General features: G+C 66.9%; 17 protein-coding genes. 5 read left to right on the top strand and 12 right to left on the bottom strand.

Annotation, left to right across the window (positions count from 1 at the left end; translation table 11 throughout):
• Nucleotides 1-136: 136 nt before the first annotated feature.
• Nucleotides 137-409: a DUF4242 domain-containing protein gene (locus SCNU_RS07880; protein ID WP_009678828.1), complete on the top strand. Its 273-nt coding sequence runs from the start codon at nucleotides 137-139 to the stop codon at nucleotides 407-409.
• 617 nt (nucleotides 410-1,026) lie between these two features.
• On the opposite strand, the gene SCNU_RS20410 is transcribed toward SCNU_RS07880, so the two are convergent.
• The 8 genes from SCNU_RS20410 to rsmD form a co-directional block, all read right to left on the bottom strand.
• Complete coding sequence (locus SCNU_RS20410) at nucleotides 1,027-1,188, bottom strand: formamidopyrimidine/5-formyluracil/ 5-hydroxymethyluracil DNA glycosylase (protein WP_009678827.1); 162 nt, start codon at nucleotides 1,186-1,188, stop codon at nucleotides 1,027-1,029.
• Nucleotides 1,189-1,212: 24 nt separating this feature from the next.
• Nucleotides 1,213-2,580, bottom strand: coding sequence for a sulfatase-like hydrolase/transferase (locus SCNU_RS07875; protein ID WP_009678826.1), 1,368 nt, complete (start codon nucleotides 2,578-2,580; stop codon nucleotides 1,213-1,215).
• A gap of 103 nt (nucleotides 2,581-2,683) precedes the next feature.
• Nucleotides 2,684-3,565, bottom strand: coding sequence for a bifunctional DNA-formamidopyrimidine glycosylase/DNA-(apurinic or apyrimidinic site) lyase (mutM, locus tag SCNU_RS07870; RefSeq protein ID WP_040518021.1), 882 nt, complete (start codon nucleotides 3,563-3,565; stop codon nucleotides 2,684-2,686).
• Nucleotides 3,566-3,607: 42 nt separating this feature from the next.
• Nucleotides 3,608-4,312 carry a ribonuclease III gene (gene rnc / locus SCNU_RS07865; RefSeq protein ID WP_009678824.1) on the bottom strand — a complete coding sequence of 235 codons (705 nt, stop codon included), beginning with the start codon at nucleotides 4,310-4,312 and terminating at the stop codon, nucleotides 3,608-3,610.
• Nucleotides 4,309-4,851, bottom strand: coding sequence for a YceD family protein (locus SCNU_RS07860; protein ID WP_009678823.1), 543 nt, complete (start codon nucleotides 4,849-4,851; stop codon nucleotides 4,309-4,311). Before SCNU_RS07860 ends, rnc begins: the two co-directional genes overlap by 4 nt.
• Nucleotides 4,852-4,916: 65 nt before the next feature.
• Complete coding sequence (locus SCNU_RS07855; RefSeq protein ID WP_009678822.1) at nucleotides 4,917-5,708, bottom strand: DivIVA domain-containing protein; 792 nt, start codon at nucleotides 5,706-5,708, stop codon at nucleotides 4,917-4,919.
• A 135-nt stretch (nucleotides 5,709-5,843) separates the two neighbouring features.
• Nucleotides 5,844-6,332: a pantetheine-phosphate adenylyltransferase gene (gene coaD, locus SCNU_RS07850; protein WP_040517982.1), complete on the bottom strand. Its 489-nt coding sequence runs from the start codon at nucleotides 6,330-6,332 to the stop codon at nucleotides 5,844-5,846.
• Nucleotides 6,333-6,369: 37 nt separating this feature from the next.
• Nucleotides 6,370-6,915, bottom strand: a complete 546-nt coding sequence (gene rsmD, locus SCNU_RS07845; RefSeq protein ID WP_009678820.1) for a 16S rRNA (guanine(966)-N(2))-methyltransferase RsmD — start codon at nucleotides 6,913-6,915, stop codon at nucleotides 6,370-6,372.
• Nucleotides 6,916-6,982: 67 nt separating this feature from the next.
• Here rsmD and SCNU_RS07840 point away from each other — a divergent pair, with 67 nt between their 5' ends.
• The 4 genes from SCNU_RS07840 to SCNU_RS07825 all read left to right on the top strand — a co-directional run bounded on the left by SCNU_RS07840 (nucleotide 6,983) and on the right by SCNU_RS07825 (nucleotide 10,270).
• Nucleotides 6,983-7,885, top strand: coding sequence for a Sir2 family NAD-dependent protein deacetylase (locus SCNU_RS07840; RefSeq protein WP_009678819.1), 903 nt, complete (start codon nucleotides 6,983-6,985; stop codon nucleotides 7,883-7,885).
• Between the two features lie 106 nt (nucleotides 7,886-7,991).
• Nucleotides 7,992-8,519 carry a diaminobutyrate acetyltransferase gene (gene ectA, locus SCNU_RS07835; RefSeq protein WP_040517980.1) on the top strand — a complete coding sequence of 176 codons (528 nt, stop codon included), beginning with the start codon at nucleotides 7,992-7,994 and terminating at the stop codon, nucleotides 8,517-8,519.
• Nucleotides 8,520-8,552: 33 nt separating this feature from the next.
• A complete protein-coding gene (ectB, locus tag SCNU_RS07830) occupies nucleotides 8,553-9,851 on the top strand; it encodes a diaminobutyrate--2-oxoglutarate transaminase (RefSeq protein ID WP_009678817.1) in 1,299 nt (432 codons plus the stop codon).
• Nucleotides 9,848-10,270, top strand: a complete 423-nt coding sequence (locus SCNU_RS07825) for an ectoine synthase (protein WP_009678816.1) — start codon at nucleotides 9,848-9,850, stop codon at nucleotides 10,268-10,270. The genes ectB and SCNU_RS07825 overlap by 4 nt, the downstream gene beginning before the upstream one ends.
• Before the next feature lie 81 nt (nucleotides 10,271-10,351).
• Here SCNU_RS07825 and proB read toward each other — a convergent pair whose 3' ends face one another.
• The 4 genes from proB to rplU form a co-directional block, all read right to left on the bottom strand.
• Nucleotides 10,352-11,470: a glutamate 5-kinase gene (proB, locus tag SCNU_RS07820; RefSeq protein WP_009678815.1), complete on the bottom strand. Its 1,119-nt coding sequence runs from the start codon at nucleotides 11,468-11,470 to the stop codon at nucleotides 10,352-10,354.
• A complete protein-coding gene (gene obgE, locus SCNU_RS07815; RefSeq protein ID WP_009678814.1) occupies nucleotides 11,460-12,980 on the bottom strand; it encodes a GTPase ObgE in 1,521 nt (506 codons plus the stop codon). The genes proB and obgE overlap by 11 nt, the downstream gene beginning before the upstream one ends.
• 105 nt (nucleotides 12,981-13,085) lie before the next feature.
• Nucleotides 13,086-13,349, bottom strand: a complete 264-nt coding sequence (gene rpmA / locus SCNU_RS07810) for a 50S ribosomal protein L27 (protein WP_009678813.1) — start codon at nucleotides 13,347-13,349, stop codon at nucleotides 13,086-13,088.
• Nucleotides 13,350-13,384: 35 nt separating this feature from the next.
• Complete coding sequence (gene rplU / locus SCNU_RS07805) at nucleotides 13,385-13,696, bottom strand: 50S ribosomal protein L21 (protein WP_006896649.1); 312 nt, start codon at nucleotides 13,694-13,696, stop codon at nucleotides 13,385-13,387.
• Nucleotides 13,697-13,864: the final 168 nt, after the last annotated feature.

Genomic DNA, 13,864 nt, shown 5'->3' with positions numbered 1-13,864 from the left:
CCGCGATCCCGGTGTCGGTCCCGGTGTCACGGTCAACCTTCGCGGTGTCGCGGTCATGGTGTCTCCCTCGCGCAGGTCAGACACTGATCTTTGCACCGTTCGAACTGTTCGGAGCGAAGTTCAATAGGAGACACCGATGCCCAAGTTCGTGATCGAACGAGATCTGCCCGGTGCGGGCGCACTCAGCCGCGACGAGCTGCAGGCGATCTCGCAGAAGTCCAATGAAGTTCTCGACGGCATGGCCGGTCGGGCGCAGTGGCTGGAGAGCTACGTCACCGATGACAAGCTGTACTGCGTCTACATCGCGGATGATGCCGCAACCGTGAAGGAGCACGCCACCGTCGGCGGCTTCCCGTGCAATGACGTGCGCGCCGTACGCACGGTCATCGACCCGACGACCGCCGAGTAATCGCCCCGATGCCGCCGCTCGCTCGCAATTGAATCCCCGATTCGGTCCGATTCGGCCTTCTCGACGAAGTACCCGGCCTATGCGGGATTCAATTACGCGGCCCCGCAGCCCGGTCCTCCTTGGCGTCTAGGAGTTGCACGATCGCCCGGTGAGCATGCCGTCCCGCGAAGATGAGCACTCCCACGCCGACTGTGATCAGCAGACCCGGCCCCACCATGCCCCAGAACCGACAGTCAGCCATACGAAGCCGGCGACCAGCACCAAGAGTCCCACCGTCGCCGCGCTGCCCGCGTACCCGAGATCCGGTGCCGCTGAGTAGTCGAGTCCTGACGGAGGATCATCCTCCCCGCCGAGGTCGAGTGGCGCGGTGTCGTGGACAGATGTCTGTGCGTAGCGAGAAGTCGGTACGAAGTCGTCGGAGGCTATGGTGACCGCGTGTCATGCCGTTCGAGTGACCGGAACGCTGATCTGTCGCCGGCACGATGCCTGTTTCACTGAAGTGCAGTGCCGCACGGGGATGCGCAGGACGGGTTGATCAACGAGGCTGACGTCTCACCCGCGGCAGCGTCTGATCGAGGATCGCGCGCTTGATCTCGGCGTCGCGGCGTCGCAACGAGTCAAAAGACGGCGTCGCGGTAGAAGGCGACTTCGAACGGATCGGGCGCGATGTGCGCCACCGACCCGGGCAGCCGACGCGGGCCGGTGTCGACGAGGTCGTCCAGATGCCAGCCGCCGAACGTCCGCTGATCGACGAAGCGGAGCTCGTGATCGTCGTCCATCGACCCGACGACCGCCGAGTAACCTCAGGTGTCTCGTGTCGGATGCGGCACGTGGTCGAGCGGTGCACCGGCGGGGATCAGTGGTTCGCGCACCACCGATTCCCGGAAGTCACTGAGAATGCGGTTGAAGTGCGACACCGTCCAGCTGTGCAGGTGCTGCACGTCGATCGGCTCGCGCTCCTGCGGATCGGTGATCAGGTTGATCAGGTGCGGTGAGCTGAGCTCGGCCGGCGGATCGTTCGCGTACCGCTGGGCGACGAGGGCGAGCTTGAAGTTCTTCCATTTGACCCCGTAGAGCCTCTCGCCCATCCAATAGGGGAAGCCTTCGCGGGCCGACTCCTCCTGACGACCGGCGAGCCAGTCCGACTGGTCGATGCCGTCGACGACCCGGTCGTCCGGTAGCTGCGCTCCGGCCGCGGAGATCAGGCTGGCGAACCAGTCGGTGACGTGCATGATCTCGTCGCTGACGACGCCCTCGGCGACATGTCCCGGCCACTGCACGATGCATGGGGTGCGCAGATTCCCCTCCCCGCCGGCGAAGTAGGAACCCTCGAAGAACCCCGGAGTTCCTCTCCATGTGAGCACCTCCTCCGGACCGTTGTCCCCGGCGAAGACGATGAGCGTGTCCTCGGTGATGCCCAGGTCTGCGATGAGGTCGACGAGGCGACCGAAGTCGGCGTCGAGTTCGAGCAGCGCGTCGGACCATTCGCCGTGGCCGGATACGCCCTTGAACTCCTCGCGCGCGACCACCGGCATGTGCATGAGCGAGTGGTTGAAGTAGACGAAGAACGGCCTGTCGTCCTCGACTGATGCCCGCATGAACTGCTCCGCGCGGTCGAGGTAGTCGCTGTCGACGTCTCGTCGCACGTCAAGAGTCAATTGCACGCCCTCGGTGACGTCGGCGTCACCCTGCCTGCTCTCCAGCATTCGTGAGACCGGATCGCGCGCCGGGTCGTACCAGGGGTCGTCCGGCCACAGGGCCTCGTCGTAGGTGCGGGCGGGGCCGTACCACTCGCGGAATCCCTTGTCAGTCGGCCATCGACCCGCCCCCTCGCCGACATGCCACTTGCCGTACACGGCGCAGTCGTAGCCGGCCTCCGAGAGCACATCGCCGAGAGTGCGCTCCCAGCCGACCAGTCCCCATCCGTCGGGCGCTCCGAGCGGAACGCTGTGCGTCCCGGAGCGGATGGAGTACCGGCCGGTCATCAGAGCCGATCGGGTGGGGGTGCACTGCGCTTCCGGCGCGTAATTGGTCATGCGGAATCCGCGCGCGGCGAAGTCGTCGATGCGCCTCGTCCAGGCGCCGCGCAGCGGGCCTCCGCTGTAGCAGCTGAGCTCGCCGAACCCGAGGTTGTCGACGTGGAAGAAGAGGATGTTCGGACGCGTGCTCACAGTTGCACTCCCTTCGACTTCGTTATCGATGTCAAAGATAGCGGCCGGATTCGTCTCCCAACAGAGTTGTCAAGTACTGGCGAAGCGACAGACGGCGAAGCCCTCAGACGTTCGTCACGCGCCTCACCCGCGGCACCCGCTGACACGTCGGACAGAAGAACGAGCTCCGGTTCATGAACGCCTCGCGCACCATCGGCGTCTCGCAGCGGCGGCACAGAAGTCCTTCGCGCCCATAGGCGTTCAACGATCGTTCGAAATATCCCGACTGCCCGTTCACGTTCACGTACAGGTCGTCGAACGACGTGCCGCCGACCTTGATCGCCTCCCCCATCACCTGGGTGGCGTGATCGACGAGATCGCCCAGCCGGGCGCGCGGGATGCCTCGCGTGCGTCGCCGGCCGTGCAGTTCGGCGCGCCACAGCGACTCGTCGGCGTAGATGTTGCCTACCCCGGAGATCACCGTCTGGTCGAGGATCGCGCGCTTGATCTCGGTGTCGCGGCGTCGCAACGAGTCGATGACGGCGCCGCGGTCGAAGGCGTCCTCGAACGGGTCGGGCGCGATGTGCGCCACCGACTCGGGCAGCCTGCGCGGACCGGTGTCGACGAGGTCGTCCAGATGCCAGCCGCCGAAGGTCCGCTGGTCGACGAAGCGGAGTTCGTGGCCGTCGTCGAGTGGCACCCGGATCCGCAGATGGACGGGATCCTCGGCGCCCTGCTCGGCGATGAGCATCTGGCCGCTCATACCGAGGTGGACCACGACCGCGACCTCGTCCGCACTGTCGGACGCCAGCAGCCACATGTACTTTCCGCGCCGCTCGGCACCCTCGAATCGCTTGCCGCGCAGTCGATTCGACAAATCTATCGGGCCGCCGACGTGACGGCGCGCAGCGCGCGGATGCAGCACTTCGACGTCGCGGACAGACCGGCCGCTCAGATGCGCGGACAGACCGAGGCGAATCGTCTCGACTTCGGGAAGCTCAGGCACGACCACCGCCTCGCGAGCGAAGCCCGAACGGCAGACTCGACGTCAACGCGACTGTTCCTCGAGGGCCTTCCAGGCCAGCTCCGCCGCTCTCTGCTCGGCTTCCTTCTTGGTCTTCCCGGTACCCGCGCCGAGCTCGTCGCCACCGACGACGGCGACCGCGGTGAACTCCTTGTTGTGATCGGGCCCTGTCGAGCTGATCTGGTACTGCGGCTGACCGAGGCTGCGCTCGGCCGACAGCTCCTGCAGCGAGGTCTTCCAGTCCAGCCCGGCACCGAGCCGTCCCGAGCGGACGATGATCGGCTCGAACAGATTCATGATGACCGTCTTGGCGACCTCGATCCCGTGGTCGAGGAAGATCGCGCCGAAGAGCGATTCGAGTCCGTCCGCCAGGATCGACGCCTTGTCACGACCGCCGGTCAGCTCTTCTCCGCGCCCGAGTCGCAGGTGGGCGCCGAGTCCGCCCTCGCCGAGCCCTCGCGCGACGTCCGCGAGCGCGTGCATGTTGACCACGCTCGCCCGGATCTTGGCGAGTTCGCCCTCGGGACGGTCGGGGAATCCGACGTACAGGCGCTCGGTCACGACCACGCCGAGCACCGCGTCGCCGAGGAACTCGAGGCGTTCGTTGGTCGGCAGTCCGCCGTTCTCGTACGCGTACGAGCGGTGCGTCAACGCCAGCGTGAGCAATTCGTCGTCGATGGTGACGCCGAGGACGTCGGTCAGCAGGGCGGAGTCGGGACGTTTCGTCACTTGTCGCCGCCCGCCGAGTCTCCCGCCTCCGGGTCGAGCTTGTCGGCGAGCTTGGCCCAACGCGGGTCGATGATGTCGTGTCCGTGGCCGGGCTCGTCGGCGAGCTTGACGCCGCAGACCGAGCACAGGCCCGGGCAGTCGGGCGTGCACAGTGGCGACAGCGGCAGGTCGGTGGCGATCGCGTCGATCACGAGCTGCTCGAGATCGATCCGCTCATCGATGATGCGCTCGACCTCCTCGTCCTCTTCCGCGGTCCGATCGGTCTCGCTGTCGGGGTAGGCGAAGAGCTCGGTCAGATACACCGAGACGTCCTGCGACAACGGGTCGAGGCAGCGGCTGCACTGACCGTCCGCGACGGCCGAGACCGTCCCGGTCACCAGCACGCCCTCGTTCACCGACTCCAGACGAAGATCGAACTCGACGTCCGCACCGGCGGGAATGCCGATCATCTCGGCGCCGATGCGTTCGGGCGTCTGCAGCGTCCATGCCTTCTCGATCATCGAACCGGCACGACGGGGCACCGACCGGACGTCGATCACGAATCCAGAATCAGTCACTCGTGTGATGTTACTCAGTCCCTACGACCAGGACGAAGTCCAGGCGGTCAGCCCGCCATCTGCGCCGGACCGGACTGCTGACCACCGTCGTCGACGCCGTGCGGGTACTCGACGTAGTCGTGGGTCCCGGCACCGGTCCGCAGCTGCTGACGGCCGCGGTTCACCGAGCGCAGGGTTCCGGTGAGGATCTCCTCGAAGTCGGCGAGCTTGTCGTCGACGTAGATGTCGCAGTCTCCGCGCAGGCGATCGGACTCCGCGTGGGCGGCGTCGACGATGCGCTCGGCCTCCTGCTTGGCGGCACCGACCACCTCGGACTCCGAGACCAGCCGCTGCTGTTCGGCGATGCCGTCGGCGACCGACTTGTGGTAGCTGGCGTTGCCCGCCTCGACCACGCGCCCGGCCTCGGCGCGCGCACGGCCGGTCACCGCCTCGTACTCGCGGGCGGCACTGTGCTCGAGCCGCTTGGCCTCGTCGTTCGCGTCCCCGACGATGGCCTGCGCGTTGCCGTTGGCCTCGTCGAGCATGCGGTCGGCGCGGGACTTGGCCTCGGCCAGGATCCGGTCGGCTTCCGCACGGGCGTGGGCGAGCATCGATTCGGAGTCGTTCTCCGCACCGGTGATCATCCGGTCCGACTGCTCGCGGGCGTTGGTGACGAGCGTGTCTCGCTCGTCGAGGACGTCCTGGGCGTCGTCCAGTTCGCCGGGCAGCGCGTCGCGGAGGTCGTCGAGCAGCTCCAGCACATCGCCTCGCGGGACGACGCATCCTGCCGTCATCGGCACGGTGCGCGCCTCTTCGACGATCGCGACCAGCTCGTCGAGCGCTTCAAATACGCGGTACACGATTCACTCCGATCCGGCACAGCCTTCGGTTCGGCGGCCTCTTGGTATCACTGAGGCCATTGTGCCGAATGTTGCGGCTGTGCCGCAGGAGGCGGTCTGGGCGTGTCGCCAGCACAAATGCCGGCGAACCGTGAGTCAGGCCGTCCGAGTCCCGGCGATCCGATCGGTCAACGCCGAATGGATATGCGCCGACAGATAGGGAGTGACGTCGCCGCCGAGCTTGGCGACTTCCTTGACCAGAGAGCTCGAGACGTGCGCGAAGCGCGGGTCGGTCAGCATGAAGAAGGTCTCACAGCCGGTGAGCTCACGGTTCATCTGCGCCATCGGCAGCTCGTACGCGAAGTCCGTCTCCGACCGCAGGCCCTTCACCATGGTGTCGGCGCCCTCCTCCACGAGGAGGTCGACCACCAGACCCGTCCAGCTGCGCACCTCGACATTCGGGAGGTCGGCGCAGTCCTCTTCGATCAGCGCGATCCGCTCGTCGACGCTGAACATCCCCTGCTTGTTGGGGTTCACGACCACGGCCACGACCACGCGATCGAAACGCGCGGCGGTCCGCTCCACCACGTAGCGGTGGCCGAGGGTGAACGGGTCGTACGAGCCGGGACACACAGCAGCAGTCATGTGTGCCGAATCTACGCGACCGGGATCGGATCGACGGTCAGCGGCTGCCGAGGACGACGACGGTGTCGCCGTACTTCTTGGCCGCCACCTCGTCGATCCCCTCCGGCCAGGCGACGTCGTCGCTGCGACGTCCGCGTTCGACGAGGATCCAGCCGCCCTCGGCCAGCACCGCCGCACATCCCGCGATCGCACGGTTCACCTCGTCGGTCGAGATGTCGTACGGCGGATCGAGGAAGATCAGATCGAACGTGCCCGTCGGCGCGGCGAGGAAGGACTCGACGCTGCGATTGACGATGCGGACCTGCGCCGCGGCGCCGCACACCGCGACGTTGTCGCGGAGAACCCCCGCCGCCCGACGGTCGGCCTCCACGAGCACGGCCGATGCCGCGCCGCGCGAGACCGCTTCGATGCCGAGCGCACCGGTGCCTGCGTAGAGGTCCAGCACCCTGGCCTCGGAGAGATCCATCCGTGAGCCGAGCATGGAGAACACTGCCTCGCGGACTCGGTCGGACGTGGGACGAGTGGTGTCGGCCGGAACCGCGAGCCGGCGGCCGCGGAATTCACCGGCGATGATTCTGGTCATATTCTCCCCATGATAGTGGATCGCCGGCGCCCCCGACCGGCTTGCGCTCCGCAGTAGCGTGGACGACATGCGCACCCGCACCACGGCATGGACCCCGGCGCCCCCGACCGTCGCCGACGCCGATCCCGCCGAACGCGCAGAGCGGCTCGCCGAACTCATCGCCGGCCGGAGGGTCGTGGCCCTCACGGGGGCCGGGCTGTCGACGCCCTCCGGCATTCCGGACTACCGCAGCCCCGACTCCCCCACACGGCAGCCGATGACGATCGACGCCTTCCTCTCCTCACCCGAGAGCCGACGACGGTACTGGGCGCGGAACCATCTCGGCTGGCGCCACATGGACGCCGCCGCCCCCAATGCCGCGCACCGCGCACTGCGGTCGCTGCAGGACGCCGGCGTCGTCACCGGTGTCATCACCCAGAACGTCGACATGCTGCACATGAAGGCGGGCTCGTCACCGGTCGTCGATCTGCACGGGTCGTACGGCCGCGTCCGCTGCCTGGACTGTGGCGCGCTGGTGTCCCGCCATCGCCTCGCTGAAGCCCTGGAGATCGCGAACCCCGGCTACTCGGCGAGGGTCGCCTCGCGCGGGGCCATCGAAGTGGCTCCGGACGCGGACGCGGCGCTCGAGGACATCGGAGACTTCGTGATGCTCGACTGCACCGTCTGCGGCGGCACCCTCAAACCCGACATCGTCTACTTCGGCGAGACAGTCGAGAAGTCGGTCGTGGAGACCGCGTTCGCACTGGTCGACGACGCGGACGTGCTGCTGGTCGCGGGCTCCTCATTGACCGTGATGTCCGGTCTCAGGTTCGTGCGGCGAGCCGCTGCCGCCGGGAAGCCGATCGCGATCGTGAACCGCGGCGGCACCCGCGGCGACGACCTCGCGACGCTGAAGATCGACCACCGCTGCGAGGTCATTCTGCCCACCGTCGCGCGGGTCATCGGTCCCGATCGTTCTGCGTTACTGTGACGTACGCCACATTGATTGCTTGAACTGCGCAAAGGCACGGTTCCCGACGGTCAATATTCGATCTGCCATGACTTTCATCTGACCGGTCGATAGCCTCGATCAAGTCATGAACCCGAATGATCCTTCACCGGAAACAGACACCGGAGACACGGTCGCCTTCCGGCGCCCGCGGGCCCGTGACGGAAAGAGAATATGGGAGATCGCCCGTGATTCACGGGTGTTGGACGTGAACTCTCCCTATGCATATGTTCTCTGGTCACAGGACTTCTCCGAGACGTCGATCGTGGCGGAAGTAGACGGCGACGTCGTCGGCTTCGTCACCGGATATCGTCGGCCGGCCAAACCCGACACCCTGATGGTGTGGCAGGTGGCCGTCGACGACGCGCAGCGTGGAAAGCAGATCGCAAAGCGAATGCTCTGCGAATTGTTCGCCCACTGTGCACCGACAGGTGTCGTCGCCATCAACACCACGATCAGCCCAGACAACCAGGCGTCTCAGCGACTGTTCGCAGGAGCTGCCCGACAACTCGGCCTGCGTTTCGCACGTGAGCCGTTCTTCAACGCAGATCTCTTTGTGGACTCACACGAGCCCGAGGACTTATATCTGCTCACGCCGGCCGACATTCACGAGTGACGCCGACAAAATCAGCGAGGAAATTCTCGAACAATGACTATCGAAACTGCACTGGACGACCGAACTTTCACCAAGCACGAATCCGAAGTCCGCTCCTACTGCCGTGATTGGCCAACCGTCTTCGACACTGCTCAGGGCAGTTGGCTCACCGATGTCGACGGAAATCGCTACCTCGACTTCTTCGCCGGCGCAGGCGCTCTCAATTACGGGCACAACAACCCCGTCTTGAAGGAAGCACTGCTCGACTACATCGTCCGTGACGGAATCACTCACGGACTGGATATGTCGACGCGCGCCAAGGGCGAATTCCTCGAGACATTCGCCAGCACGATCCTCGAGCCGCGCGGGCTCGACTACAAGGTCCAGTTCCCCGGCCCCACCGGTACCAACGCCGTCGAGGCCGCCCTCAAGCTGGCCCGCAAGGTGACCGGTCGCGAGGCGATCATCAACTTCACCAATGCCTTCCACGGCATGACGCTCGGCTCGCTCGCCGTCACCGGCAACTCCATGAAGCGCAACGGCGCGGGCATCCCGCTCGTGCACGCCACCCCGATGCCGTTCGACAACTACTTCGACGGCGTCGTCGAGGACTTCAACTGGTTCGAGCGCGTCCTGGACGACTCCGGCTCGGGCTTCAACCGGCCCGCCGCCGTGATCGTGGAGACCGTCCAGGGTGAGGGCGGCGTCAACGTCGCCCGCGCCGAGTGGCTGCGCGGACTCGCCGACCTCTGCAAGCGCCGCGACATCCTGCTCATCGTCGACGACGTCCAGATGGGCTGCGGTCGCACCGGCGAGTTCTTCTCGTTCGAGGAGGCGGGCATCGTGCCGGACATCGTCACGTTGTCGAAGTCGATCGGCGGCTACGGCCTGCCGCTCGCCCTGACGCTGATGCGCCCGGAGCTCGACGTCTGGGAACCCGGCGAGCACAACGGCACGTTCCGCGGCAACAATCCCGCCTTCGTGACCGCCACCGCCGCCCTCAAGAAGTACTGGTCCGACGACAAGCTCACCGTCCAGGTCAAGGCGAAGGGCATCGAGATCGCGCAGTCCTTCGACGAGCTGTGCCGTCGCCACGACGGACTGTCGCACCGCGGCCGCGGCATGGTCCAGGGCCTCGTCTTCGAGAACCCCGAACTGGCCGGCCGCACCTGTGAGATCGCATTCGGCAAGGGCCTCCTCGCCGAGACCTCCGGACCGAGTTCCGAAGTCGTCAAGCTCCTTCCGCCGTTGACCATGACCAGCGAAGACCTCGCTCACGGACTGCAGCTGCTCAGCGAGTCCGTCGACGAAGCCATCGCCGCCGACACCGCCCTCAAGGAGACCGAAGCATGATCGTCCGCACCACCGAAGAAATCACCGGCACCGACCGCGAAGTGGCCGACCCCAAGGGCAATTGGGTCTCCAAGCGGATCGTGCTCGGCGGTGACGGGGTCGGATTCTCGTTCCACGAGACCACCATCGCAGCGGGCTCGGTGAACGAGTTCCACTACGCGAACCATGTCGAGGCCGTCTGGCTGGTCGAGGGCAAGGGCACCCTGCTCGACCGGGAGACCGGCGAGACCTATCCGCTCAGCGCGGGCAGCATGTACCTGCTCGACGGGCACGAGCGCCACACCGTGACCGTGGAGGAGCAGATGCGCATGCTGTGCGTCTTCAATCCCCCGGTCGTCGGCACCGAGGTGCATGACGAGAACGGCGTCTACCCGCTCGTCACCGTTCCCGCCGGCGACGCGAAGCACCGCGCCGACTGATCCGCAGCACGAAGCGCGCCCTCCCGGACAGTCGGGAGGGCGCGCTTCGTCGTGTCTGGGCAGCCGAACAGACGCGAGGCGTCAGCCCGGGACCAGATCGTCCGCGTGAATGATCGGACGGCGCAGCTCGGACGGGAGATCGGCCGTCGAGCGGCCGATCATCTTCGCCACGTCATCGGCGTCGTACGACGTCACGCCGTGGGCACGGACGACGCCGGCGGCGTCGACCAGTTCCACCACGTCGCCGTCGGAGAAGTCGCCGGTGGACGCCGTCACGCCGGCAGGCAGCAACGACCGCCGCCGTTCGACGACCGCGGCGACGGCGCCGTCGTCGAGAGTGAGCGTGCCGCTGGCCTCCGCCGCGTGCCGCACCCAGAACCTCCGCGCCGACATACGCGTCGGACGGGCCTTGAAGACGGTCCCGACGGAGGCGTCAGCGAGAGCCGCACCCGCCTGGGACGCCGCTGCCAGCAGCACCGGCACACCGGAGTCTGCGGCGAGCCGTGCGGCGGCGAGCTTGGACGCCATGCCGCCGGTGCCGAGCGCACCTCCGCTGCCTGCGATAACCCCGTCGAGGTCCTCCGGACCGTCGACCTGTTCGATCAGCCGAGCGGGTTCGCCGTCGGGTCCGGGCTTTCGCGGATCACCGTTGTAGAGCCCGTCGACGTCGGAGAGCAGCACCAGCGCATCGGCGTGCACCAGGTGCGCGACGAGCGCCGCGAGCCGGTCGTTGTCGCCGAACCTGATCTCGTTCGTGGCGACGGTGTCGTTCTCGTTGACGACCGCCACAGCATGCAGGGAGCGAAGGCGGTCGAGCGTGCGCTGGGCATTCGCGTGGTGCGATCGATTCGACACGTCGTCAGCGGTGAGCAGCACCTGTCCGACCACCCGCTGGTACCGGGCGAACGACGTCCCCCAGGCGTGCGCCAGTCGCAGCTGGCCGACGCTGGCCGCCGCCTGCTTGGTCGCCAGATCCCGGGGACGCTTCTTCAGACCGAGCGGCGCGATGCCGGCACCGACGGCTCCGGACGAGACCACGATGACGTCCGAACCCGCCCGCATCCGGGCTTCGAGCGCATCGACGAGCGCGTCCAGCGCCGCATAGTCGATCCCGCTGGCCATATCGGTGACCGCCGACGAGCCGATCTTGACGACGATGCTCCGCGCTGTCGCGACGAACTGTCGAGCGTCACTCGTCATCGTCGTCGAAGTCTCCGGAATCGTCCGTCTGATCGGCGGGACCTTCTGCGTGCCAGCCCAATTCGGTGTCGTCCGAGGCCTCGCGACGCATCTTGCGGGCGAGCTTGCGCTCCGCTGCCCCGACGCGGTCGTTGCGCTCGAGTCGGATGTCGGTGCCACGACCGGTGATCGGCACATCCTCCCCCATCGGCGTGGTCGGCTCCCAATCGAAGCTCATCGTGCCGATGGTGACCGGTGCGCCCGGCTTCGCGCCGCGCTTGACCAGGGCGGCCTCCACTCCGAGTCGGTTCAGGCGGTCCGCCAGGTAACCGACGGCCTCGTCGTTCTCGAACTGCGTCTGCCGGACCCACCGCTCCGGACGTGCACCGCGCACGATGAAGCCGCCTTCGACGTCCGGATCGTCGACGATGGTGAACTCGGCCTCGTCGATCGCCTTGGGGCGGATGATCGGGCGTCGAGCGACCGGCTTCTCGTGCTCGGTGCGGTACTTCGCGACCATCTCGGCGAGCGCGAAAGTCAGCTCCGACAACCCCTTGTGCGCGAGTGCGGAGATCCGGAACACCGGCCAGCCGCGCTCGGCGACGTCGGCCTCGACCAGGTCCGCCAGCTCGGCGGCCTCCGGAATGTCGACCTTGTTGAGGATCACCACGCGCGGACGCGTCGCGAGGTCGCCCAGCGAGTGATCGGCGTCCAGCGCGGGCTGATACGCGGCCAGCTCGGCTTCGAGTGCATCGATGTCGGACACCGGATCACGGCCCGGTTCCAGGGTCGCGCAGTCGACGACGTGCGCGAGCACAGCGCAGCGCTCGAGGTGCCGCAGGAAGTCCAGGCCGAGTCCGCGCCCTTGCGACGCGCCGGGAATCAGGCCGGGCACGTCGGCGACCGTGAAGACCTCTGCGCCTGCGGTGACGACGCCGAGGTTGGGCGCGAGAGTGGTGAACGGGTAGTCCGCGATCTTGGGCTTCGCCGCCGACAGCACCGACACCAGCGACGACTTGCCCGCGGACGGGAAACCGACGAGGCCGACGTCCGCGACCGACTTGAGCTCGAGCATGAGGGCACGCTCGTCGCCCGGCTCACCGAGGAGTGCGAAGCCCGGGGCGCGACGGGCGCGCGAAGCCAGTGCGGCATTGCCCAGGCCGCCGCGGCCGCCCTGCGCGGCGACGAATTCGGTACCCGGGCCCACGAGGTCCGCGACGATCTCGCCGTCGGCGTCCATCACCACCGTGCCGTCCGGCACCTTGAGGATGAGATCGTCACCGGCTGCGCCGTTGCGGTTGCCGCCCATTCCGGGACGACCGTTGGTGGCGCGCGCGTGTGGACGGAAGTGGAAGTCGAGGAGAGTGTGGACCTGTGGGTCCACGATCAGGCGGACATCGCCGCCGCGGCCACCGTTCCCGCCGTCCGGTCCGCCGAGCGGCTTGAACTTCTCCCGGTGCACGGACGTGCAGCCGTGGCCGCCGTTCCCGGCCACGACCTCGATCTGCACGCGGTCGACGAAGCGTGACATGTTCTCGCCTTCCTCGAATATGTCCTGAATACGCCGACAGAGCGGGCAGGGTTCGTAGTGACCCTGCCCGCCCTGTCGAAAAGAGCTATGAGTTCCGTTACCGGGTCAGACTGCGACCGGCTCCGGGACGATGTTCACGGTCTTACGGCCGCGCTTCACGTCGAACTTGACGGCGCCTGCAGCGAGGGCGAACAGCGTGTCGTCCTTGCCACGGCCGACGCCGACGCCCGGGTGGAACTTGGTGCCGCGCTGGCGGACGATGATCTCGCCCGCGCTGACGACCTGGCCGCCGAAACGCTTCACACCGAGTCGCTGAGCATTGGAGTCGCGACCGTTCCGCGAGCTCGATGCACCCTTCTTATGTGCCATCTGACTGTCCTCCTGAAAGTTCTGACGAGCGAGTTCTACTTGATACCGGTGACCTTGAGGACCGTCAGCTGCTGACGGTGACCCTGGCGCTTGTGGTAGCCGGTCTTGTTCTTGAACTTGTGGATCCGGATCTTCGGGCCCTTGGTGTGCTCGACGACCTCACCGGTGACCGAGACAGCGGCGAGCTTGTCGGCGTCGGTGGTCAGATTTGCGCCATCGACGACCAGCGCCACCGGCAGCTGCACAGTGCTGCCCGGCTCGCCGTCGATCTTCTCGACCTTCACAATGTCGCCCTCGGCGACCTTGTACTGCTTACCGCCGGTCTTGACGATCGCGTACGTTGCCATGTCCCGCTGTCCTCTTACTCGTCTCATCGGGCCGAATTTCGCAGGTCAGCCCTGCCAGTCCGGCGTAATTTGGTGTGTTCGGTCCGCGGCCACCAGGCCGGCGAACCCCTTCCGCCGATGTGCGCAGCAATCTACGCGCCTGCGGAAGGCGACCTGTCAAGGCTACGG

Source organism: Gordonia neofelifaecis NRRL B-59395 (assembly GCF_000192435.1).
Lineage (GTDB): Bacteria > Actinomycetota > Actinomycetes > Mycobacteriales > Mycobacteriaceae > Gordonia > Gordonia neofelifaecis.
This window is presented reverse-complemented; position numbering and strand designations above follow the sequence as displayed.

Coding starts and splice junctions, on each gene's coding strand:
- SCNU_RS07880 (WP_009678828.1), top strand. CDS start 137: ATGCCCAAGTTCGTGATCGAACGAGATCTGCCCGGTGCGGGCGCACTC.
- SCNU_RS20410 (WP_009678827.1), bottom strand. CDS start 1,188: ATGGACGACGATCACGAGCTCCGCTTCGTCGATCAGCGGACGTTCGGC.
- obgE (WP_009678814.1), bottom strand. CDS start 12,980: ATGTCACGCTTCGTCGACCGCGTGCAGATCGAGGTCGTGGCCGGGAAC.
- rpmA (WP_009678813.1), bottom strand. CDS start 13,349: ATGGCACATAAGAAGGGTGCATCGAGCTCGCGGAACGGTCGCGACTCC.
- rplU (WP_006896649.1), bottom strand. CDS start 13,696: ATGGCAACGTACGCGATCGTCAAGACCGGCGGTAAGCAGTACAAGGTC.
- rsmD (WP_009678820.1), bottom strand. CDS start 6,915: ATGACCAGAATCATCGCCGGTGAATTCCGCGGCCGCCGGCTCGCGGTT.
- ectA (WP_040517980.1), top strand. CDS start 7,992: ATGAACCCGAATGATCCTTCACCGGAAACAGACACCGGAGACACGGTC.
- coaD (WP_040517982.1), bottom strand. CDS start 6,332: ATGACTGCTGCTGTGTGTCCCGGCTCGTACGACCCGTTCACCCTCGGC.
- SCNU_RS07840 (WP_009678819.1), top strand. CDS start 6,983: ATGCGCACCCGCACCACGGCATGGACCCCGGCGCCCCCGACCGTCGCC.
- proB (WP_009678815.1), bottom strand. CDS start 11,470: ATGACGAGTGACGCTCGACAGTTCGTCGCGACAGCGCGGAGCATCGTC.
- ectB (WP_009678817.1), top strand. CDS start 8,553: ATGACTATCGAAACTGCACTGGACGACCGAACTTTCACCAAGCACGAA.
- SCNU_RS07825 (WP_009678816.1), top strand. CDS start 9,848: ATGATCGTCCGCACCACCGAAGAAATCACCGGCACCGACCGCGAAGTG.